We start from the raw sequence: 22579 nt of genomic DNA on the forward strand, positions 1-22579 counted from the left end.
GGAGAGCAAAAATGGCCGCAAATACGACTGAAGGCCCGACCGTTGCGCCCAAGCGCAAGATGAACATCCTCTTCAGCTTGACGCTGATCCTGCTCCTCTTGGCGCTGTGGATCGTGCTCGGATTGTGGACCGACGTGTTCTGGACACAGCTCAATATTACCAATCTCATGCGGCAAGGGTCGATGACGGCCATCCTCGCGCTTGGGCAAACCTTCGTCATTATCACCGCTGGCATCGACCTTTCAGTTGGCGCTATCGTCGGCTTCTGCACCGTCATCATCGCCTGGCTGCTTCAGGCCGGGTTTCCAGTTTGGGCCGCTATCCTGATAACCTTGCTGTTCGGGGTGTTGATCGGCGCGTTTCACGGCTTCGGCATCGTGCGCATGGGCTTGCCGCCGTTCATCATTACGCTCGCCACGTTGACCTCGCTGCGCGGTATCGGTCTGCTGATTACCAACGGTTCGACCATTAATATCGTCAATGAGGGGTTCACCAACTTTGCCGTTGCCGATTTCCTCGGTATCCCAAGCTTGTTCTGGATGGTGATCGTGGTCGCGATTCCAGCCGTGATCTTCCTGCATCTCAGCCGCTGGGGTCGGTATCTTTTCGCGGTCGGTTCAAACCGCGAGGCGGCACGCCTCTCCGGTGTCAACGTCAACGGTATGATCTACCTTGCCTATATTCTGTCGGGAACCTGCGCGGCCTTCGTCGGCGTCCTGCTTGCCTCGCGCATCGCCATCGGCAATGCCACCCAGGCCGATGGCTGGGAGCTGCAGGCGATCGCCTCGTCGGTTATCGGCGGAACCAGCCTCTTCGGCGCCATTGGCACGGTCTATGGCCCGCTGATCGGCGCCTTTATCCTGGCGACCATCAACAACGGCGCCAATCTGCTGAACCTCAATTCCTTCTGGCAACGCATCATCACAGGCGTGCTGATCATCGTCATCGTCTACTTCGATCAGCTGCGCCGCCGCCGGGCCTAATCGGGCTCCGGAGCGAAGCCCGTTCCGTTCAAGCTGGCGAGGGGCGAGCTCTTCGCCAGCTGAAGTTCCGCAACAGGTTGCGCAGCGGCTTTTCGACCAACTCATAGGCAAAGACGCCGAGCAAGGTGCCTGATATCATGGCGATGAAGGCGACGACGTCGGACGGGATCGGCATCGTCGCGACAAGTTTTACGATCACTGATATCGCCAGCGTATGCCAGAGATAGATCGAATAGGAGGCGTTGCCGAGATAGGTAAGCGGCGCAATCTCCGGCAGCCTGCCGCTGCGCTCGACGGAAACCATGCCCAGTACCAGTGCAACGGCGAGGGGTCCGCAGGTCAGCTCGTTGAATTCCAGGCCTAGAACCTCGATGGCGGCGAAGCCGGCGATCGAGGCAATTATCAGGGCGAGGCCGAGTGCAAATCCGGCAACATTCCCCTTCAGCCAAAATTGCCCGAGGACGGCACCTGCCACGAATTCAAGAATGATCGGTCTGGTATAGGTCATGAGCAACGCCGATTGCGGGTCGATGATGACGCCAGCGATGACGAAGGCGATAAACACGCCGATCAGGCCGCCGAGGCGCAGGCGTCGCGGCAGAAACAGGCAGGCTGCGAAGATGACATAGAAGAACATCTCGAAGTTCAGCGTCCATCCCTGCACCAGAACTGGCCAAATCTCGCCATTGCTGGGCGAGCGGAGGGGAATGAACAGTAGCGAGCCGAAGATATGACTTGCCGTCAGTTTCATGTTTGGAAACAGGCCGACAACAGCGCCGCCGATCATGATGGCGGTGACAATCCAGTAGGACGGCGCGATGCGTTGCAGCCGGTCCAGCACGAAGCGCAGCGGCGTCACGGGGCGGCGCTCGCTCATGGTCCACATGATGAAGCCGCTGATGACGAAGAAGACGTCGACGCCGGCTGCACCGATACGGAAGTGACCGCCGCTACGCTCGGTAGCGTGGAAGAGAACGACCGCGAGGGCGGCAAGGGCGCGCAGATACTGGATACCGTAAAGTGTCTTCATTGACCCGTTCGCGGCTCCCAGTTGACAGGCGGCGCGAATGGCAAGGGGGCATCCGTTCGCAATGGTGTCTTGGCGGGCCTGCGCACTCGCATGGAAAGCTTGCCTGCCGTGAAATAGAACAGGAAGGAGCCGACGTGGTATGGATTGAGAATATCGATCTCCACGAATGATCGGATCAGCAACAGCGTCGCGACACCCAGCAAGACGTAGGACTCGTCATTTCTGATATCACTGAGGAAGCGGCTGATATGGCCGACGACGGCCGTCAGCAGGATCGAAGCAAGCAGGAATACACCGACGAGGCCGGTTTCAACCGCGGTTTCGATATAGGTATTGTGGAAATGGAAACCGGCGCGAGAGGCGATGTAAAATTCCTCCCACAGTCGCTCGGGCTCGGAAAAGCCCTGGACCCAGTAGGCCTGATAGCCGACGCCGAAGAATGGATTCTGCTGCGCGGTCGCAATCCCCTGCTGCCAGAGGTAGGTTCGCCCGGTGAGCGTGGAATCCTTGCCGAAGGCGCCGAGGATGAGGTCGACCGCACCAAGATAGACGCCGGCGACCGCAAGGATGGTTCCGCAGACGGCCACTGTCACAAACAGTCTTTTACGCTGCTTGGGCGATAGATAGAGGATGACACGCAGGCTTATGCATAGCGCTACGACCAGTCCCGTCGTCAGCACCGACGTTGCCGAAGATGAAGCATGCAGGCAATAGGCGGACAACAGGCCGGCAAATCCCGCGCCCAGCATCCAGATCCGCCGTTCACCGAGCACGAAGACGGCGGCAAAAGCGAAATAGATGCCGAGCGAGGCATAAAAGCCGAGCTGGTTCTTGGAATCGAAGGCGCCGACGAAGCTGTAGGTCCCATCGATGGGATCATAGGCATAGTAGCCGAACAACATCGAATAGATGAGCACGATGCCGGTGCCGGCAATTGCGCCGCGGGTCAGTGTGCGGATGTCGAGCGTGCGCATGGCCACGAGGGCGCAGAAGATGTGCGTCGTATACTGGACTGCGGCGCGCGCCGTCACGGCGGGAACGACGGACCAGAAGATCGACAGGCAGGTGAAGACGCCGAAGGCGAACAGCCAGAGCTGCCTGTGATAGCTGCCGAGCACGTTGCGATAGTCGATCAGCACGAGCGGGAACCACAAGGCGTAGTAAAGCAGAATGGAAGGCTGGCCGAAGCGGGACGAGTAGGCAAAGACAAAAAAGGAAAGAGCAATCGCCACCATGCCATAGGTGGCGTTGCTGCCTGGACGGACAAAAATCGATTTGGCTATCCGCATCGACTTTCCTATCGCATGGCAAGGCCGGTATTGACCTTGATGAGGTCGCCCGGCAATACCTGCGTGTTTTCCTGAGCCTGGATTTCCTTCGATTGGCCGTTCTCGTCGCGAACGATCGTGTAGGAGATGCTCACACTCTGTCCGCTGGGATCGAGGTTGCTGGCATCAGCCGATTGAGCCACAGCTTCCTGCATCAGTGACTGGCTGGTTGACAGCTTGAGCTGCAGCGTTTCCAGCTGCGTGTCGGTATCCTGCATGTCCTGTGCCAATGAGCTCTGCCAGTCATTGTGCAGGGTGATCTCGTCCTGGTTGGCCTTGTTTATATCCTGCTTGGCCTTCAGCGACGCGGTCTCCGTATCGAGGAGCGTCGCCTCCAGATCCGAGGCGCGCTGTTCGGCGGAGATGCGACGGGAGGCAAGTTCCAGTCCCCGTTCGGCGAGGCTTTCGACCTTGTCGCGGTCCGCCTTGGCGAGATCGAGCTGACGGCTCTGCGTGTCGTTCTTCTTCGAGAGCGCCTCGACTTCGTTCTGCAGGAGTGTCTTTAGATCTTCCAGCGATTGCAGCTGTGTTTTCATGCGCTGGCTGCGCGTATCCATCAGCGCCCTTTCGCTTGCAAGCAGATCCGCCACATGCGGCAATTGCTTGAGCTCCGCCGGGACGTCGATCTCGTCCTTGCCGGCCAATTCGGCGAGCAGGCGTGCCTTGCGCATCAGCAGGCGTCCACGCTCGGCCATATAGACGACGGCGTCGCCCTTGGCGTTGATGAAATCGCGTGCAAAGCGCTGTCCGGCATCGGCGCGGCGCATGCCGCCGCCGAGGCTGACGGCTTTGAGCACGGTCAGGTTCGGTGCGAACGGATATTCGCCTGGATTCTGGACTTCGCCGGAAAGGTAGATCGGCCGAAACTGGGACATTTCGACGGAGGCCGAGGGGCGATCGCGCAGGCCGAACTGCTTCTGCAGCCCGAGGCCGATCGCGGCGGCGATCTGATCCGTGGTCTTGCCGACGGCAGGCATGTCGCCGATGAAAGGAACCGAGATCGAGCCGGAAGGCCCCACGGTATAGTCGCCGGTAATCACCGACCAGTCGCGGATGGTGCCTTCGGCGGTCTGCCATTCGGCAACGCGCACATGCAGCTTGTCCATGACGCCCAGATGATATCCGGGGAGATTGTCGGCCGAGGCCGAGACGGAAGCGGTGCAAAGGGCAAGAGCAACGATGGTTGCGCACCGCAGCGACGTGTTGACGCGAACAAGCCTCTTGGAAGGCCGAAATTCAATCATGCAGGATCTTCCCTGTTATTGGTAGGCAATCCCGCAAGGCGCGGGAAAACCGCAGGAGATATCCCGCGGTATCTGCCAGTCATCATCAATAGCTGCCGCGCGAGAGGCAGACCGCAGGAATGGTTTTGGCGATGATCATCATGTCGCTGCTGAGCGACCAGTTCTTCACATAATGCGTGTCGAAAGCGACACGGCTTTCATAGGAGACATCGTTGCGGCCGCTGACCTGCCAAAGGCCGGTCAGGCCGGGACGCGATTGCAGGTAGTAGATCGCAGCCGTCTCATAGAGCTCAAGCTCGTCTTCGACGACGGGGCGCGGGCCGACGACGCTCATTTCACCGCGGATGATGTTGATGAGCTGCGGCAGTTCATCGAGACTGAGTTTGCGCAGGACGGCGCCGACGGCGGTGACGCGGGGGTCGTTCTGCAGCTTGCGCGTCGCTCGCCACTCCTCCATCGCCTTCGGATTGGCCTGCAAATAGGCATGCAGGACCTTGTCTCCGTCAACGACCATGGTGCGGAACTTCAGGCAACGGAAGTATTTGCCATTATGGCCGATACGGCGATGGCCGTAAAAGGCAGGACCGCGGTCTGTAAGCTTCACCAGCAGCATCAACATCAAAAAGAGCGGGCTGATGAAAACCAAAGCGGTCAAAGCGGTAGAGACGTCGAAAACGCGCTTCAGTACTCCACCAGTGGGCGGAAAGACGTCGCTTTCCGCGGCGCTGAAAAAAGCCGATGTGGCCGATCTCGTCGCAGACTTCATAGAGAAAACTCCATTCATGTTGACGATTGGTCGGAAATTCTCGGACGCGTAATTAGAGCCGGGATGGTGGGAGTGTAGGTTTGGATTTGGACTTTTTAAGCCAAACTTTTGTAGCGATATGACATGACGGTATACATTTACCGCATCAATGGTGACTTGGTTTAAATCAGTGAGCGACTATAGGTGGGTTCTACTGTATCGCGTTGCGTATAATGGCAGGGTTGGTAGCTCCGCCGTGTCATAGTCGACGATTTCCAAGGGTGTTATAGGCATCGAAGGCTAAGTTGTTCATTATCATCGGCTTCGATAGCCTCTGTTCCGGTTCCCTTCAGCTACCCGGCGTCTCGATTTCTTCAGACGATATATTGCGTTGCAGCAAGATTTTGCGGCGCACATACTGGGATCTGGTTTTTCAGGACTTTGTAATAAAAGTTGATTGAATTGATGGTGAAGCGAGAGGGTTCGCACTGACACCGCATGTCGCAAAGATTGCATCATTTCATTATATCTCCATATAATTGCAAAGAGAAAGATGAACAAATTCAATTGTAATTATAATCGAGGTGTAGTTTTAACAGGCCCGGCGGTAGGGTCGTCTCAAATCGCAACGGATCGTCTGAACTTGGTTGAATCTCAATGAATCATAAAATATATTTGAGTTTCAGGTCTGATAAGGGAGGAAAGACCTTGATCGTTTTTCATGTGATGGTTGAGCGGGCGAGGTAAGATTATGTATGCGCCGCGCGTCTTCATCAGCATGCTGGGCACGCTGATCGTATTTGCTATCGCAACATATTCTCTGACGAATTCTCTTTCGACCACTCTGATCGAAACGGTCATCTGTGCCGTTCTCCTGCAGATCGGTTATTTCCTGGGCGTGCTCTACCTTGTCTGGAAAGAGCGCAAGTCGCGCGATGCCTTGCTGAATGAAGACAAGGCGACGACGACGGGCCAGGAAGAAAGCAAGGTCGGCGGCCTGTCCGCGCCCAACCTCAATCGATCCGAGCCTTTCAACCCTTAGGCCGGATCGGCAGCCAGATCTTTTGACGGTCCGATGGTTGTCGGATTGGTGCCATGTCCTAAGTCTCCGGCAGAACCATTGGAGGCTGACGTGACCGACAGTGCAGAAAAAGGCGTCTGCGTAATCATTGCCGCGAAGAATGCCAGCGGCACCATTGGACTGGCCGTCGCTTCGGCCCTCCGGGAGCCGGAAGTGGCTGAAGTCGTGGTTATCGACGACGGTTCCACTGATGGGACGGCCGCGGCTGCGGCCAAGGCTGATGACGGCAGCGGCAGGCTGTCGATCCATGAGTTCCAGAAGAACCGCGGTCCTGCCGCAGCGCGTAATCATGCAATCGAGGTATCCAAAGCCCCGCTGATCGGCATTCTCGATGCCGACGATTTCTTCTTTCCGGGTCGTTTCGCCGCCTTGCTGGCCGATGATGATTGGGATTTCGTGGCCGACAACATCGCCTTCGTCAGCGCCGATACCGTTCCCGATGCCCATGCAAGGCTCGATCACTTCGATGCGAAGCCGCGCTTTCTCGATCTCGTTGCCTTCGTCGAAGGTAATATTTCCAAGCGTGGCGTGCGCCGGGGCGAGATTGGTTTCTTGAAACCTTTGATGCGGCGTTCTTTTCTGGATGCGCATGGTCTGCGCTACAACGAGGCGCTGCGCCTCGGCGAGGATTACGATCTCTATGTCCGCGCGCTGGCCAAGCGCGCCCGCTACAAGATCATCCACAGCTGCGGCTATGGCGCGGTCGTCCGCAGCGATTCCTTAAGCGGCCGGCACAGGACAGAGGATCTGCGCCGCCTCTATGAGGCTGACCGCGCCATTCTGGCCAAGGGTGGGCTTGCACCAAGAGACGCAATGGTGATCGGCCGCCACGAGCAACATATCCGCGACCGTTACGAGCTGCGGCATTTCCTTGATATCAAGTCACAATCGGGGCTCTTGTCCGCAGCGGCTTACGCGCTTTCGCATCCGTTCGCCGTTCCGGCGATTGCAGGCGGTATTCTGGCGGATAAGAGCGAGCGCTTCCGCAAACGGGACGGCGCGCCCATCGCCCATTCCGGTGCAAACGGCCTGCGCTATCTTCTGCAGGCCGCGCCGAAATAGAGGTCTCTCAGCCTACAGATAGTCGCGGCGAATGCCGTCGATCACACGCAAGAGCCGCTCTTTGCAGGATGCGAGCGCTCCATCCTTGCTCAATTGCGGCTTGGCCTTGCTCGCCTGCCACAAGGCCAGGGCCGAGGGCGCGGCAAGCGCCTGTTTGGCCATGACGCGGAGCGTCGTCTGCTCGGGATCGGCGAGCATGACGTTTTCGCCGTAGCGCTGCTTTTCGAGTTCTGCTGCCGCTTGCTTGCTGCGTTCGAAGCCGACGCCCCAGAATTTGGCGCCCTTGGCGATCGCCTCGGCGCGGGTAGAGACGGGGATATGCCTCGGCTGGTAGGTGACGCCGAGCGAGCGTGCCCAGTCGTTCCACTTGAAGCTGTTGATGGAGCGCGACGAACTGACCGCAATCCACGGAACACGGAATGCGTCGGCAAGGATGGCGCCATGCATGGATTCCGCAACGATCAGCTCGGAGGCGGCAATCTCGCGGATCACAGCCTTGGCTTCGCCGCGCGGATCAAGATAGGAAAGGCCGACGGTCTTGCAGATCTCAGGCCAGAGGCCGGCAGCAGCCGACTCCCAATGCGGGATGAAGGTGCGCTTGCCATTTTTCGAAACATTCTGGAATTCAGGCATTTCCGTCACCAATACGGCGGGATCGACTATGCCCATTTCGGTGGGCAGGCCGACTTTCTCGGCCGTCAGCGGGCCGCGTACGCAGCGGACATCCCAGAGCGAGGTGTCGCGCATGTCGGGAAGGGAGCCGTAGCCGAAGCCGCTGCCAATGACGAGCTTGCGTCCATCGGCGGGCAGGATCTCCGTGTTGAGCACGGTTCCGACGCCGACCAGCAATGTCTCCTCGTGAGCCTCGCGAAGGCCGGGAAGTAGGAAATCCCAGAGCCAGAGATTGAGATCGTCACCGAAATTGCCATGGGTGGATTCCCAGTGGAACGGCTTCATGCAGGACTCCTTGCTGATCCAAACGAAAAGGGGAACATGCCGTGGCTCCTGGGGCGGCATGCGCAGTCTATGCTGCGCTGCAAAATCTAGGGCGCGAGTTTGCCCACGGCAAGCTGCATCGCGCTTTGTAAAATTGCCGGGTCGCGCAAGGCCCATTTCGCCAGCAATCCGAATTGAGGCATACGCCGTTGCCGCATCTGCCGCGCCTGGCTCCAGAGCGCCTGCTGCCGGGCACGGTTTTTATACCGACGGATAGACTCGACATCCTGTGGCCGGCGCGAAAACCTTTGTTCCAGAGTGTTCAGCGCCGTCCAGGTATTGAATTGCTGGCGCAGGAACTGCGGGGAATCGTTGTCGATGCTGTGAAAGATGTTCACGCCTTCGCCGCGCAGTGCGCCGGCATTCTCGCACAGCAAGACGCGCTTGGCTCCGAGAATGCAGTCGCAGAAGAACAGGACGTCTTCCGCGGCCAGCCGCAATGACGGCTCGAAGCGGATCTTTTCGAAGAGCGAGCGCCCGACCACCATGCAAGACATGTGCAGAAAGCTCCAGTCCTGCAGCATGACGCTGGCGATGTTGGGGATTTCCACGACGGCCGGCCTGTCCGACAGGCGCACCGTGTCGGTCGATTTCCCGAGTTCCGCGATGCTGAAGTGATAGTAGAACTCCTTGCCCCCATCGATGGAGTCCCAGTAACAATCGGCGTTGTAATGGGTCAGCGTCCCGAAGGCGTTGCTGAGATGCTCGGGCGCCCATTCGTCGTCGGAGTCCAGGAATGCGACGAACCGGCTTTCGGCCGGCACGCTGTTAAGGCCGGTATTGCGTGCACCGCCGGGGCCGGCATTCGCCTGGCGGATCACGCGAATGCGCTTTCTTTCCTCGCTGCTCAGCGATTGCAGCTCGCCTTCTGCCGGAAGCGGTGATTCATCATCGACGATGAGCACATCGAAATCCTGAAATGTTTGCCGGGATATCGATGCCAAAGCGCGCTGCAGAACGCCGGTTTGCTTCTGATAGAACGGAATAACAATCGTGATAGATGCCATTTTCCCGCCTTTACGGTTTTGATTCAAGGGCTTGCGGTTTCATCCCCGGAGGCATGACTATTGGCTTTGCGGCGACATCCGCGGCAATTCTTGGGTCGATTGACCCGCCGGTGGACGCCGCCGTGACGCCAACAGGTAGCGTCCAATCGATGCGGAGCAATGTTGGAAAATGAGATTTCTGAAACTTTATCTGTCGGCAGCGCGAGCCTGAGACCATCCCGTCGCTGAGCCATTGTGACACATTGCGGATCGTGCCCGCACATCGTCGCAGCCATGAGAGGAGCGCAGCGGATCGCCTTTCTCACAACGATTGAAATACTGTCGCATTTTGGTCATGGTTCGCCTGTCAAACTCTGCTGCGCTGCAAAAAATCTTCACCCTCCAGCGAAAAATCCAAGGCAAGTTGAGCCGCCCGCCGAATGCTGGCGATGAAAGTGCGCGCGGGTATCTAAGTGCTTTCCGTTAAAGCGCTTTTCTTGCGTCTAAATCGATTGTTGCACCTTTCAGGCAACGCGAAGCGGTCGATTTCGAGCAGGATGGCATATCGGATTTCGCTTATTTTTGCTGCGCTGCCGTATTCCCTTTCCGAAGAGTGCCCTAGGTTATCTCTGCGAGCTTTGCTCTGTTTGAAATGGCTGCGAGGGGGGAATGCAGCCCGAAGAAGGGGTGACAGACATCGTGAATGTGACTGCCAACGTGTCTTCGCGGATAAACCTCATGCGTATCGTGCTCATCTCGGGCATAGTTTTTGTCCACATACCGTTTGATCCGCATACCAGCCCGTTCAATGGTGCCTATGGCGTCTTTGATTGGCTGCGAGTGTTCCTGCGTGACAGTTTGTTCCGTGTGGGTGTTCCTTGCTTGAGCGTGATCTCTGGTTACTTGCTTTTTCGTAATGGAGCGGCACCACTAAGCTATACAAAGACAATTAGCCGGAAGACAAAGACCGTTGTTTTGCCATTCATGTTATGGAATGGCGCATTCTTCCTGTTTGTTTTTCTTCTTCAGTATTACGGTATAGGCGACGGATATCTGCCGGATTTGTCGAAGGCAAATCCGCATACGCTCTCAAATCTTCTACTTGCCATCAACGGTGAGCCGATAAATCTGCCACTTTATTTCCTGCGCGATCTCTTCGTCTGTATTTTGTTGTCTCCTGCCTTGGCTTTTCTTATTCGTCAAGCTCCGTTGCCGACCTTGGTCTTCTTGCTTTTGCTCGCAGCTTGGCCAGTATCTATCGGTATTGTGCTGCGTAACTCGATTTTGTTCAGCTTCAGCTTCGGAATCTATCTGAGCCTCTACCGTATCGACGTGACGATCATGGATCGGTATGCCGCTTTGATCGCGCCTGCCTTCGTGGCGCTCGCGGCGCTTCTGGCAACAGCTGCCTATATGACGGGGCCTGGATTGCCGTTGTGGCTCGAAGTTTGCCGTAATCTGATGGTGCTCGTGGGCATTCCCGGCTTCTGGGCGCTGTCTGCGATCTTCATCCGCAGCCGGATCGGTCAGGGCTTGGCGGGAACCGGCAGCCTCAGCTTCTGGATCTTCTGCGCCCATTATCCACTACTCTTCTGTCTCTGGGTGCTGTGGAATCGCGGCGGCAGCGAGCTCTATCCGATTTTCTATCTCCTGGCGGCGGCGCTTGCCCTGTCGCTGCTGCCCTTGACCAACGGCATGGCGCGCCACGCCCTGCCAAGCTTCTATAACCTGCTGACCGGCAGTCGGGCTCGCCCGCAAGCCGCAAGCCGTGCTGTCCAGAACCGCGCCGCCGAGGATCGGCAAGCGCGTTCCGAGCAAAGGTGATGCCATGACGACATCGAAAAGCTGCAAGCAAAGACTTGGTCTTGTCTCAATCGCTCTGATGAGCATCTGCTTCCTGCCGCAAATCGTCTCCGCACAGGACGACCAGGCGACGGGTGGGTCCTTCGTCGACAATTTCGAGCACCTGGACACTAGCCGCTGGTATATTTCCGATGGCTGGAACAACGGGCCGCATCAGAATTGCACCTGGTCGAAGAAGCAGGTGAACATCAAGGACGGAGCGCTGCAACTACAGTTCATCCAGTCCAAGTTGGGTGAGCGCAACTATGCCTGCGGCGAAATCCAGACGATGAAACGTTATGGCTATGGCACTTACGAGGCGCGTTATCGCACAGCAACGGGTCCTGGCCTAAACTCCGCCTTCTTCACCTATATCGGACCGACCGACAAGAAGCCGCATGACGAGATCGATTTCGAAGTGCTCGGCAAGAATCCCGGCCAGGTTCAGGTCAACCAATATATCTCCGCCAAGGGCGGCAACGAGAAGCTGGCGCCGGTTTCAGGCGGCGCCGATCAGGGCTTCAACGATTATGCCTTCGTCTGGGAAAAGGACCGGCTGCGCTATTATGTGAACGGCAAGCTCGTCCAGGAAGTCACCGATCCCTCGAAGATACCGACGAATGCGCAGAAGATCTTCTTCAGCCTCTGGGGCACCGATACCCTCAGCGGCTGGATGGGCAAGTTTGCCTATCGCGGCGAGCCCGCGACCATGGAAATCAAGCGCGTCGCCTATACCGCACCGGGCCAGAAGTGCCTGTTCCCGGAATCGATTACCTGCAAGCTCGATTGAAGCCGGCCGGCCGCGCGGCGTCTCTCGCGGCTGGCTGTAGTGCCACCATGCAACACCGACCACACAAGGCGCCCGGTTTCGGCCGGGCGCAAAAGCGGAAGTTTTGATGCTGCATATTCTGTATTTCGTCCATGATCTTGCCGATCCGGCCGTGCGCAGGCGGGTGCTGATGCTGCAGGCCGGCGGGGCAATCGTGACGCTCGCGGGTTTCCGTCGCGACGACAATGCGCTGGCTGCTGTCCATGGCGTCGAGCCGATCGAACTTGGCAAGACGCAGGATGCCCAGTTTGCGCAGCGTATCGCGGCGGTGGCCAGATCGGCGGCGAAGCTGCGCACCGCCTTGCGTGCGGTCGCAAGACCGGATGTCATCATCGGCCGCAATCTCGAAATGCTGGCGCTGGCCAATCGCGCCAAGTCCGTTTTCGGCGGCGATATGCCGATCGTCTATGAATGCCTCGATATCCACCGGCTGTTGCTGCGCGACGATGTGGTGGGCAGCGCACTTCGCAGCGCGGAGCGCTACTTCGGCTCCGAGGCGGAATTGCTGATGACCAGTTCGCCTGCTTTCATCGAGCGTTATTTCCGTCCACGCTCCGGTCTCGACGTGCCTGTCATGCTGCTCGAAAACAAAGTGCTGGCGCTTGAGCCCGCGGCCCGCGCCGCCGCGTCGGGCGCCAGGCTGCCTGCGCCGGGCAAGCCATGGAAGATCGGCTGGTTCGGCGCGCTTCGATGCCGCAAGTCGCTGGCAATGCTCGATCAATTCTCTCGCCGCATGGAAGGCCGCTTCGAGATCGTTCTGCGTGGCCGGCCCGCTTACTCCGAATTTGACGACTTCGATCGCACCGTCAGCGATGCACCTTTCATGCACTTCGCCGGCGCCTACAAGAATCCTGAGGATCTTGCGACGATCTACAACGAGGTCCAGTTCTCCTGGGCGATCGACTTTTTCGAAGAGGGGCTGAATTCGAGCTGGCTGCTGCCGAACCGTCTCTACGAGGGCGGCCTCTATGGTGCCGTGCCGATCGCGATCGACGGCACTGAGACGGCACGGTTTCTGACAAGCCGGAAGATCGGGCTCATGCTCGATGCGGCCGATGCCGGACGTTTGACCGCGCTTCTGGGTGCGATGGACGAGACGCGCTATCTCGCCGCTTTCGAGGCCGTTGCGTCCCAGGATCGCAAGCAATGGATGATGGATCGCGCCGATTGTCAGGGGCTGGTCCAGCGGCTCGCGTCGCTGACGCGCGCCAACGAGCAGATTGCCGAAATACAGGCCCTCCCACAACTGCATCGCAATAGAGGTGGATTGCAATGACGACCGTAAGTTCAGGGGATATGCGTTGCATAATTATTATTCCTTGCCTCAACGAGGAAAAGCATATCGAGCCGCTGATCGACAAACTCGGACAGGCTCTGGACGCACTCGATGCGAGGATCGTGGTAGCTGATGGCGGCAGCACCGATCGCACGCGCGAGATCGTCCGGGATATAGCCGTCAGAGATCCGCGGGTTCTGCTGCTGAACAATCCCAAGCGGTTGCAGAGCGCTGCGATCAACCTCGCCATCGAGACCTTCGGCGACGATCATGAGTATTTCATCCGCATCGACGCCCATGGCGACTATCCCGACGATTACTGCCAGACGCTGGTTCAGGAGGCCGGCGAGACCGGCGCGGATTCCGTTGTCGTTGCCATGCGCACCATGGGTTTCAGCGCCTTCCAGAAGGCGACGGCCGTGGCGCAGAACTCCAAGCTCGGTAATGGCGGCTCGAAGCATAGAGAGGGAGCGAAGGGCCATTGGGCGGAGCATGGGCATCATGCGCTGATGCGCGTCGCCGCCTTCCGCGCCGTCGGCGGCTATGACGAAACCTTCAGTCACAACGAGGATGCCGAGCTGGACTACCGGCTGCACAAGGCCGGGTATCGGATCTGGCTCACCGACAAGACGGCGATGACCTACTATCCCCGCTCCAGCATCCCGACGCTCTTCAAGCAGTATCTCGGCTACGGCCGCGGCCGCGCCCGCAATATCCTCAAGCATCGCAGCATGCCGAGCCTGCGCCAGATGCTGCCGCTGGCGGTGGTGCCGATCTTCATCGGTGCCTTCCTGGCTGTCCTCAACTGGATTGCGGTTATTCCCGTCGGCCTCTGGGCCGTTGCCTGCATAGCCTATGGCTTCTGGATCGCGCTTGGCCAGAAAAACCCCTACGGCCCGCTCGCCGCCATCTCCGCCATGGTCATGCATTTCGCCTGGTCGATGGGGTTCTGGATGGAGGTCTTAAGCTTCCGCAATCGCAGGGTTGCGTCATGACACAAGTCCATCGACGCCCGATAAAGATCGATATCGCAGTCTGCACGTACAGGCGAGCAGAGCTCGATCAGACATTATTGTCGCTTGCGGTGCTCAGCATCCCCACAGGCGCGATCGTCCGGATCATCGTTGCCGACAATGACGTGGCGCCGAGCGCGCGCAGCCGTGTCGACGCCATGCGTTCTGCCGTGCCCTTCGAGATCGCTTATGTCCATTGCCCGGCATCGAATATCTCGATTGCCCGCAATGCCTGCCTGGATCAGGCGAGCGGCGACTTCCTTGCCTTCATTGACGATGACGAGACGGCATCGGAAGACTGGCTGACGGAAATGCTGATCATGGCCGATACGACCGGTGCCGACGCCGTTCTCGGCCCTGTTCAGGCGGTCTACGAAAATGTCGCTCCAGCCTGGATGCAGCGTGGCGATTTCCATTCGACGTTGCCAGTTTGGGTCGCCGGGGAAATTTTGACCGGTTACACCTGCAATGTGCTGCTGCGCCGAGGCGCACCTTGCCTTGCCGGGCGGCGCTTCAATGTCGCGCTTGGGCGCAGTGGCGGCGAGGATACCGAGTTCTTCAGCCATATGCACAAGGCCGGCGGCAAGATCGCCTATGCCGAGGATGCGCTGGTCTACGAACCCGTTCCCAACAAGCGCGCCACGGTTTCCTGGCTTTCGAAGCGGCGGTATCGCATGGGCCAGACGCATGGCCGCATGCTGCTGGAAGCCAAGGGTGGCTTCGGACGCTGGTGCGCAATCGCGCTTGCGGGCACGAAATCAGCCTATTGCTTTGTCGCCGCCGCCCTGCTCTCCGCATCTCCCGTCAAGCGCCATCGCTATGGCCTGCGCGGCGTCATGCATGCCGGCGTCGTCAGCGGTCTCTTTGGAGTTCGCGAAATCGAACAATACGGAAACCTGGAGAAGGCACCGCAATGACGGATTTCATCCCCGACGTCAGCTTCGTCATTGCTGCCTATAATGCCGAGGAAACGCTTGAGCGCGCCATCGACAGCGCACTGGCGCAAGGTGCCGTCAGCATGGAAGTGATCATCGTCGACGATTGCTCGACGGACGGCACGCGCGAGATTGTCGCAAGCCATCCCGATCCCCGTGTCCGTCTTGTGGCCATGCCGCGCAACGGCGGACCGGGCGCTGCCCGAAATGCCGGACTTGATGCTGCTCGCGGTCGGTGGGTTGCCGTGCTCGATTCCGACGATGCCCTACGCCCGGATCGCATGGCGCGTTTGATCGCCCGGGCGGAAAAGGCCGAAGCACAGATTGCCGTCGATAATCTCGACGTCATCCGCGAGGACGTCGGCACGATGCTGCCGATGTTCCCGGAGCCCATGCTCACGCGCATGCCGTTGCTGACGCTGGCAAAGTTCATCGCCTCGAACATGATTTTCCAGTCGGAGCACAATTTCGGCTACATGAAGCCCGTCTTCGAGCGTGCCTTTGTCGAGAAGCATCGCCTGCGCTTCGACGAGACCCTGCGGATTGGCGAGGACTACATCTTCCTCGCTTCCGCACTTGCCCGGGGCGGCGTCTGCGTCGTCGAGCCGACGATAGGCTACCTCTATTATATTCGCGATGGATCGATTTCCCGTATCCTCAGACAGGATCATGTCGAGGCGATGCTTGCCGCCGATGCCAGATTCTTTGCCGAACATCCCTTCGGTGCCGCTGCCCTTGCCGCACAGCGGCGGCGCACACGCAATCTGAAGGATGTCATCGCATTCCTGAAGCTGGTCGACAGCATCAAGGAACGCGAATTGCAGGCGATGCTGAAGATCGCATGCCTCAATCCGCGGGCGGTGCGCCATCTCAGCATGCCGATCGCGGCACGTTTCCGTCGCCTGGCCGCTTCACTCAGGAGCGGTCGCCAACCGACGTCTACCTCTCAACTTTCCTCCCCCCTGCCAAATATCGGCGCAGGCCCTCACTCTAACAAAGGATAGAGCCATGGACCCCAAACATCGCGTGAGAAAAGCAGTCATCCCGGTTGCCGGCAATGGAACGCGCTTCCTGCCCGCCACCAAGGCGATGCCAAAGGAGATGCTGACGATCGTCGATCGTCCGGTCGTGCAATATGCCGTCGATGAAGCCATCGAGGCTGGTATCGAGCACATCGTCTTCGTCACCAGCCGCAACAAGTCGGCGATCGAAGATCATTTCGATGACACGCCGGAGCTGATTTCCTCGCTGCGGCTGGCCGGCAAGAGCCATCAGGTCAGCGAGCTGGAACGCCTCCTGCCGCGGCCGGGCGCTGTCAGCTTCACCCGTCAGCAGGCTCCGCTCGGCCTTGGCCATGCCGTCTGGTGCGCCCGCGATCTGATCGGTAACGAGCCCTTCGCGCTGCTTCTGCCCGACATGCTCTGCTACGGCATGCGCGGCTGCATGGCCGGCCTGATGGAGCTCTACAACGAGACCGGCGGCAATATCGTCGCCGTCGAGGAATGCGCGCCGGAAGAGACCTCGAAATACGGCATTATCGGCAAGGGCGAGGCCGTGCGCCATGGCTTTGCCGTGACCAAAATGGTCGAAAAGCCGCATCCTTCCGAGGCGCCTTCAAACTTTTACCTCAATGGCCGCTATATTCTGCAGCCCGAGATCTTCGACATTCTGGCCCGCCAGGAGCGCGGTGCCGGCAATGAGATCCAGCTGACCGATGGCATGCTGCGCCTCTCCGAGACGCAATCTTTCCATGCCCAGGTCTACAACGGTCGCACGTTCGACTGCGGGTCCAAGCACGGCTTCATCGAAGCGAATGTCGCCTTCGCGCTTGCTCGCTCCGATATCGGCGGCTTGGTCTATGACTCGATCCGCAACCTGGTCGTCTCGCACGAATCGCAGATGACCGCTGCTTAAGCCTGTCACATTGTGACCTGCGGCCGGCAAGGCCGCGGGTCATGGCTATTGTTCATTCGGGCTTCTCCGACAAGGTGGTCGCCATGCATCAGAAGAACTTCACTTTCCACAGCGCTCTTCCGCAAGAGGAAGCGCAGGATAGCTTTATCGATCTCGACAGGCTCATGGCCGTCGTGGTCCGGCGCATCCGCACCATCATTTTTGCCGTGGCCGCCTTCGTCATTCTGGCTGTCGCCTATCTGCTGACTGCCACGTCGAGCTACACCTCGATGACGCAGATATTGCTCGACGAAAGCATGACGAAATATGCCGAGGACCAGCCGCCGGTGGCCAGCAGCCAGCAGGCGGACATGGAGATCGCGAGCGCCGTCGAAATCCTCAAATCGAACGAGATGGCGCTGCGTGTTGTCGATACGGCAGGGCTTGCCGACAACGAGACGTTGCTTAACCCGCCGATGTCTCCGGCTGCACTGCTCAAATCCGGCGTCAGCCTGATTGCGAGCGCCTTCACGCCTGGCCGGCCGCCGATGACGCCTGAGGAGCAGCGCGAAGCCCAGCGCCAGAAGGTTGCCGCCGTCCTGCAGGACAATCTGAAGGTCGAGCGCGTGACGCGAAGCTCGGTCGTTGCCGTTTCCTACAGCTCGACCGACAAGCGTCTCGCCGCCAAGGTCACGCGCGCTTACGCCGATGCCTATCTGACCGATCAGTTGAACGCCAATTTCGATGCGACCGAACGCGCTTCCGTCTGGCTGCAGGAACGCTTGAACGATCTCCGTCAGCGTGCGCAGGAGGCTTCGCTCGAAGTCGAGAAATACAAGGCCGACAATGGCTTGACTTCGACCGGCGGCGAGCTGATGTCGGAGCAGCAGATTTCCGACTTAAACAAGCAGCTGATTATCGCCCAGGCCGATACGGCCAGCGCCTCCGCACGCTACAACCAGTACAAGTCTATCATCGATCAAGGCCCCGACAACGCCGTCAAGAACGCCACCATTTCGTCGAACACGACCGACAACTCGGTGCTGCAGGATCTGAAGACGAAATATCTCGCCGTCGAAAAGCGCGAGCAGGACGTCACGCAGAATTTCGGTGCCGACCATCCGCAAGCCGTGGCGCTTCGTGCCGAACGGCAGGACATCACCCGGCAGATCTATCAGGTACTTCAGCAATTGACTGCCAGCTACAAAAACGAGCTTGATGTCGCACAGTCGCGCGCGGAATCGCTGCGCGAAAGTATCGACAAGGTCGTCGGTAAGAATTCCGAGGCTAACAAGTCGCTGGTTCACCTCAATGAGCTGAACCAGAAGGCATCGGCGCTGAAGACGCTTTATGAATCCTATCTTGGCCGCTTCGAACAAGCGACCCAGCAGCGTTCGTTCCCGATCGCCAAGGCGCGTGTCATCTCGGTTGCCGGCGTGCCGACCTCGCCGTCGAGCCCGAAGAAGACGCTCGTAATGGCGCTTTCGGTGATCCTCGGCCTGATGGCCGGCGCCGGTATTGCCGCTTTCCAGGAATTCCGCGACCGATACTTCCGTGTCGAGGCCGATGTGCGCGCCGCGCTCGGGCTGAAGTTCCTAGGTTACCTGCCGCTGCTTGGCCAGCAAGGCAAGAACAAGGGCAAGAAGAAGTCACGCAAGTCTGATGCGGGAGCGGAACCCATGACGGCGGAGGATGGCGAAAGCGGCGTCGCCTTCGAGCGCATGATGCGTATCTCGGTCGAAGCGCCGCGTTCGATCTTTGCCGAAACCTTGAGGAACGCCAAGCTTGCCAGCGACGTGATGCTGCAGGGCCGTGCCGACCGCGTTATCGGCGTCGTCTCGGCGCTGCCGGGCGAAGGCAAGTCGACGACGGCTGCGAATTTTGCCGCCCTGCTCGCCAGCAGCGGCAAGCGCACGCTGCTGATCGACGCCGACTTGCGCAATCCAGGCCTGAGCCGGACGCTGAAGACGCCGCCGCAGGCGGGCCTGATCGAGGCCGTTCTCGGCGAGGTTCCGTGGACGAATGTCGTCAAGGTCGATCCGCGTACCAAGCTCGCGATCCTGCCGGTTGCGGTGCGCGATCAACTGCTGCACACCAGCGAGCTTCTTTCGTCGCAAGGCATGCAGCAGCTTATGGAAAATGCGCGCAAGATGTTCGACTATATCATCGTCGATCTGGCACCTCTCGGTCCGGTCATCGACGCAAAAGCCTTCGCGCCGCAGGTCGATGCCTTCCTGCTCGTAACAGAATGGGGAGCGACCCCCACCAACCTCGTGCGCCACGTGTTGGAGCAGGAGCCGCAGATCAATTCGCGCGTCCTCGGTGTCATCCTCAACAAGACCGACATGTCGGAATTGCCCCGCTACAGCGACTTCGGTGGCACGGAACGCTACCGGCAGAAATATGTCAGCTACTACACCGAAGCGCAGCCCCGCGCTGAGGTGGACGCCTAGGCTGCCGATGCCTTGCCGGCTTTAAGTCGGGCCCTAGCCAGAGCATGTTCGCGCCAGATTGTGAATATGCCCGCCGCAACAACGATGAGCGCGCCCAGGATCATGGGCGCGCTCAGCTTTTCGCCGAATATGGCAACGCCGATAATGGCGGAGAAGACGAGCTGCAGATACGTCAGGGGCTGGATGACCACCGCGTCGAGCATGTCGTAGGCGCGGATGAGGAAATAGTGGCTCGAAACGCCCGTCAGGCAGAGGATGCCCATAAAGATCCAGTCATGTGGCGCAAGCGTTGTCCAGAAAAATGGGCCGATACAGCTCATGGCGACCGCGCCGACGACACCGGTATAGAAAAAGCTGGTCATGGCGCCGTCCTCGCGGCTGACATAGCGGGTAAGGACGACGTAGAGCGAAAATAGCAGCGCGCCGAAAAGCGGTATCAGGAACTTCGCATCGAAGATGCCGCTCTCGGGTTTCAGGATCAAGAGAACGCCGACGAAGCCGAAACTGATCGCCAACCATCTCCGCCAGCCGACCTTCTCGCCGAGGATCGGGATCGAGAGCAAAGCCACCATCAAGGGCCCCGATGACAGGATTGCCTGCGAGCGGGCAAGGCCGACGATGACGAAGGACGAAATGACGACGACGATCTGTGCGGCGAGGAGCAGGCCACGGGCGATTTGCAGGGCGGGCCGCTTGGTCCTGACATTGCTCCGCAGGCCGCCCGGCGCGCGCGCGGCCATTGCGACGGCAAAGAGCATGAAACCCCAATAGCGGATCATCGCCACCAGAAGCGGCGGATAGGCGCTGACGAGGTGTTTGGATATGCCGTCCTGTATGGCGAATATGCTGATTGCCAACAGCGTGAAGACGTAACCGGTACTATTGGATTTCATGGCTTTTCAAGGAAGAAGATGTAGGGGGGCCGAAGGCGCCGGATGCCGGCGCCGCACTCACATTAAGCTGTTCATCGATTCAATCACAGGCCTGCGCTCCGGCCTATCCGGACAGCGCGCATCAGCCCTTTTTGTGATCTGACACGAAAGCACTGAACCCTTCGATGAAGGCCGCGAGATTGTGCTTTACTTTCTCGTCGACGATCGAGCCGTTCGCATCAAAAACGCTGCCGGCCCGTGACACCATCAGGCGGCCACCAAACCATGCTTCGGCGCCAAGCGTGCGCAATACGGTCAGCCACGCGTTCTGGCTGAGGATGGTGCCGAAATTGCCGGGCGATGCGCCGAGAACGGCGATCGGCTTTCCGCCGAAGACTTGGGCGATGTCGGTGGAGGGGCGGCTCATCCAATCAATGGCGTTCTTGAACACGCCAGGAAGCGAGTTGTTGTATTCTGGCGTAAACAGGATTAATCCATCGGCCGATGTGGCCAGATCCTTGAGTTCCTGCACTTTCTCCGGAATACCGTCCGCCGCCTCGAGATCAGCGTCATAGAGCGGCACGCCATGGATGGTACGGGCGATCAGCTCGACGCCATCCGGCGCCAGTTCGACGGCCGCGTGCAGCAGGGCCGTGTTGAAGGAGCCTTTGCGCAGGCTGCCCGATATGCCGAGTATCTTCATTATTTCCCCCATTCGTCATGACTCGAAGACATTTATGGTTCGGCGTCCTGCGTCAAGGTCTGAGGGCGATCTTATGCGGCGAGTAACGATTTCAGTTTGACGCTGCTCGCCGCAAGGGCGGTCTGATCCGGATATGCGCGGGCAGTGATCAGCATTTCGGCGAGGCGAATGTCGCGCGCGATGGCATTGCCCCGCCCGATCCCGCTCGCGGCCAGCAGCCGCCCATCGGCACCTAGATGGAAGAGGATGAAGGCCCCATCGTCCAGATCGCGCCTGACGTGAACGGTTGCATCGTCGGCCAGGCCGGCGATCTGCAGCGTCAGATCATATTGGTCGGACCAGAACCAGGGGACGGCCGATATTTCGGCACCTTCTCCCAGCATGTTTGCGGCGGCGAGATTGGCCTGCTCGTGCGCATTGCGCCAGGATTCAAGGCGGACGCGGCGCCCGCCATAGAGCGCCAGTGGAAAGGAGCAGCAATCGCCTGCCGCATAGATATCGGCAATGGAGGTCTCCAGCCGCTCGTTGACGGCGATACCGTTATCGAGTGTAAGTCCCGCGTCCGCTGCAAGTGCGACGTTCGGCTGGGCACCGATGCCGACGAGCAGCAGGTCGGCAGAGATGGCTTCGCCGTTGACGAGACGAACAACCGCCCTGTTGCCCTCCTCTCTAACAGCTTCGATGGCCTGGCCGCAGCGTATATCGGCGCCTTCCAGACGATGGCGTGCGGTAATCGCTTCGGCGATCGCTTCCGGCACGCCGCGCTTCAATACGCGCGGCAAACCTTCGATGACGGTGACGTCCGCACCGCGTGTGCGCGCCGTTGCCGCCAACTCCAGACCGATGAAGCCGCCGCCGATGATGGCGATATGGCGTCCGGGGTGGAGCGCAGCATGCAAGGCCACCGCATCCGCGTGGGTCCGCAGCATGCGGATGCGGTGGGAGGCGCCATTGGCGCCGGGAAGGTTGCGAGCCGATGCTCCGGTTGTGAGCAGGAGCTTGCCGTAAGCGAGCGTCTGTCCCTCTGAAAAGCCGATCGTCTTCGTGGCGGGATCGATCGTCGTCACAGTCGTATCGAGCTTCAGGTCGATCGATTGCTCCCGATAGCGCTCCAATGCGGCGATGAATTTCGGTTCCGGTGCCGCATTTGATCCGCCTTTCGAGAGTGGCGGACGTTCGTATGGGGCGAGCGGCTCGCTTCCGACCAGGGTGATATCGCCGTCAAATCCCTTTTCGCGCAGCGCAAAGGCGGCGCGGGCACCGCACTCTCCGGCCCCGACGATGACGAAATGCGCCATGCTTGCCTCC

20 protein-coding genes are annotated in these 22579 nt (G+C 59.3%); 11 read left to right on the plus strand and 9 right to left on the minus strand.

Features of this window, described 5'->3' with window-relative positions; genetic code table 11:
• The first annotated feature begins 11 nt into the window (after positions 1-11).
• Entirely contained in the window at positions 12-983 is a 972-nt protein-coding gene (locus tag BJ928_RS09075; RefSeq protein ID WP_047631794.1) for an ABC transporter permease, read from the plus strand.
• Positions 984-1011: 28 nt separating this feature from the next.
• Here BJ928_RS09075 and BJ928_RS09080 read toward each other — a convergent pair whose 3' ends face one another.
• From BJ928_RS09080 to BJ928_RS09095, 4 genes are all read right to left on the minus strand, one after another.
• Complete coding sequence (locus tag BJ928_RS09080; RefSeq protein ID WP_047631793.1) at positions 1012-2013, minus strand: acyltransferase; 1002 nt, start codon at positions 2011-2013, stop codon at positions 1012-1014.
• Entirely contained in the window at positions 2010-3302 is a 1293-nt protein-coding gene (locus BJ928_RS09085; protein ID WP_047631792.1) for an O-antigen ligase, read from the minus strand. The genes BJ928_RS09080 and BJ928_RS09085 overlap by 4 nt, the downstream gene beginning before the upstream one ends.
• A gap of 8 nt (positions 3303-3310) precedes the next feature.
• Positions 3311-4585, minus strand: coding sequence for a polysaccharide biosynthesis/export family protein (locus BJ928_RS09090; RefSeq protein WP_047631791.1), 1275 nt, complete (start codon positions 4583-4585; stop codon positions 3311-3313).
• A gap of 85 nt (positions 4586-4670) precedes the next feature.
• Positions 4671-5351, minus strand: a complete 681-nt coding sequence (locus BJ928_RS09095) for a sugar transferase (protein WP_047631790.1) — start codon at positions 5349-5351, stop codon at positions 4671-4673.
• 730 nt (positions 5352-6081) lie between these two features.
• Here BJ928_RS09095 and BJ928_RS09100 point away from each other — a divergent pair.
• Together BJ928_RS09100 and BJ928_RS09105 are read left to right on the plus strand one after the other, a co-directional pair.
• Positions 6082-6372, plus strand: a complete 291-nt coding sequence (locus BJ928_RS09100; protein ID WP_047631789.1) for an exopolysaccharide production repressor protein — start codon at positions 6082-6084, stop codon at positions 6370-6372.
• A gap of 90 nt (positions 6373-6462) precedes the next feature.
• Entirely contained in the window at positions 6463-7473 is a 1011-nt protein-coding gene (locus BJ928_RS09105) for a glycosyltransferase family 2 protein (RefSeq protein ID WP_047631941.1), read from the plus strand.
• 12 nt (positions 7474-7485) lie between these two features.
• Here BJ928_RS09105 and BJ928_RS09110 read toward each other — a convergent pair whose 3' ends face one another.
• Entirely contained in the window at positions 7486-8430 is a 945-nt protein-coding gene (locus BJ928_RS09110) for a polysaccharide pyruvyl transferase family protein (protein WP_047631940.1), read from the minus strand.
• Between the two features lie 86 nt (positions 8431-8516).
• Positions 8517-9476: a glycosyltransferase family 2 protein gene (locus BJ928_RS09115; protein WP_047631788.1), complete on the minus strand. Its 960-nt coding sequence runs from the start codon at positions 9474-9476 to the stop codon at positions 8517-8519.
• Positions 9477-10124: 648 nt separating this feature from the next.
• Here BJ928_RS09115 and BJ928_RS09120 point away from each other — a divergent pair.
• From BJ928_RS09120 to BJ928_RS09155, 8 genes are all read left to right on the plus strand, one after another.
• The gene (locus tag BJ928_RS09120) at positions 10125-11279 is read left to right on the plus strand and encodes an acyltransferase (protein WP_245432263.1); all 1155 of its coding nucleotides are present in this window, start codon (positions 10125-10127) and stop codon (positions 11277-11279) included.
• A 4-nt stretch (positions 11280-11283) separates the two neighbouring features.
• On the plus strand, positions 11284-12087 hold the full coding sequence (locus BJ928_RS09125) for a glycoside hydrolase family 16 protein (protein WP_047631787.1): 804 nt from the start codon (positions 11284-11286) through the stop codon (positions 12085-12087).
• Between the two features lie 106 nt (positions 12088-12193).
• Complete coding sequence (locus BJ928_RS09130) at positions 12194-13402, plus strand: hypothetical protein (protein ID WP_047631786.1); 1209 nt, start codon at positions 12194-12196, stop codon at positions 13400-13402.
• Between the two features lie 20 nt (positions 13403-13422).
• A complete protein-coding gene (locus tag BJ928_RS09135; protein WP_281024118.1) occupies positions 13423-14397 on the plus strand; it encodes a glycosyltransferase family 2 protein in 975 nt (324 codons plus the stop codon).
• Positions 14394-15332 carry a glycosyltransferase family 2 protein gene (locus BJ928_RS09140; protein WP_047631784.1) on the plus strand — a complete coding sequence of 313 codons (939 nt, stop codon included), beginning with the start codon at positions 14394-14396 and terminating at the stop codon, positions 15330-15332. Before BJ928_RS09135 ends, BJ928_RS09140 begins: the two co-directional genes overlap by 4 nt.
• Positions 15329-16354, plus strand: a complete 1026-nt coding sequence (locus BJ928_RS09145; protein ID WP_047631783.1) for a glycosyltransferase family 2 protein — start codon at positions 15329-15331, stop codon at positions 16352-16354. Before BJ928_RS09140 ends, BJ928_RS09145 begins: the two co-directional genes overlap by 4 nt.
• Before the next feature lie 4 nt (positions 16355-16358).
• Complete coding sequence (locus tag BJ928_RS09150) at positions 16359-17264, plus strand: UTP--glucose-1-phosphate uridylyltransferase (RefSeq protein WP_047631782.1); 906 nt, start codon at positions 16359-16361, stop codon at positions 17262-17264.
• An 83-nt stretch (positions 17265-17347) separates the two neighbouring features.
• Entirely contained in the window at positions 17348-19696 is a 2349-nt protein-coding gene (locus BJ928_RS09155) for a polysaccharide biosynthesis tyrosine autokinase (protein ID WP_047631938.1), read from the plus strand.
• Here the strand turns inward: BJ928_RS09155 and BJ928_RS09160 are convergent.
• The 3 genes from BJ928_RS09160 to BJ928_RS09170 form a co-directional block, all read right to left on the minus strand.
• On the minus strand, positions 19693-20589 hold the full coding sequence (locus BJ928_RS09160; RefSeq protein ID WP_047631781.1) for a DMT family transporter: 897 nt from the start codon (positions 20587-20589) through the stop codon (positions 19693-19695). The genes BJ928_RS09155 and BJ928_RS09160 overlap by 4 nt on opposite strands.
• A 121-nt stretch (positions 20590-20710) precedes the next feature.
• Complete coding sequence (locus BJ928_RS09165; RefSeq protein ID WP_047631780.1) at positions 20711-21271, minus strand: NADPH-dependent FMN reductase; 561 nt, start codon at positions 21269-21271, stop codon at positions 20711-20713.
• Positions 21272-21342: 71 nt separating this feature from the next.
• Positions 21343-22569, minus strand: a complete 1227-nt coding sequence (locus BJ928_RS09170) for an FAD-dependent oxidoreductase (protein WP_047631779.1) — start codon at positions 22567-22569, stop codon at positions 21343-21345.
• Positions 22570-22579 lie beyond the last annotated feature (10 nt).

The sequence above is a fragment of the Rhizobium sp. WW_1 genome (assembly GCF_003610155.1).
Taxonomy (GTDB): Bacteria; Pseudomonadota; Alphaproteobacteria; order Rhizobiales; family Rhizobiaceae; genus Rhizobium; species Rhizobium tropici_A.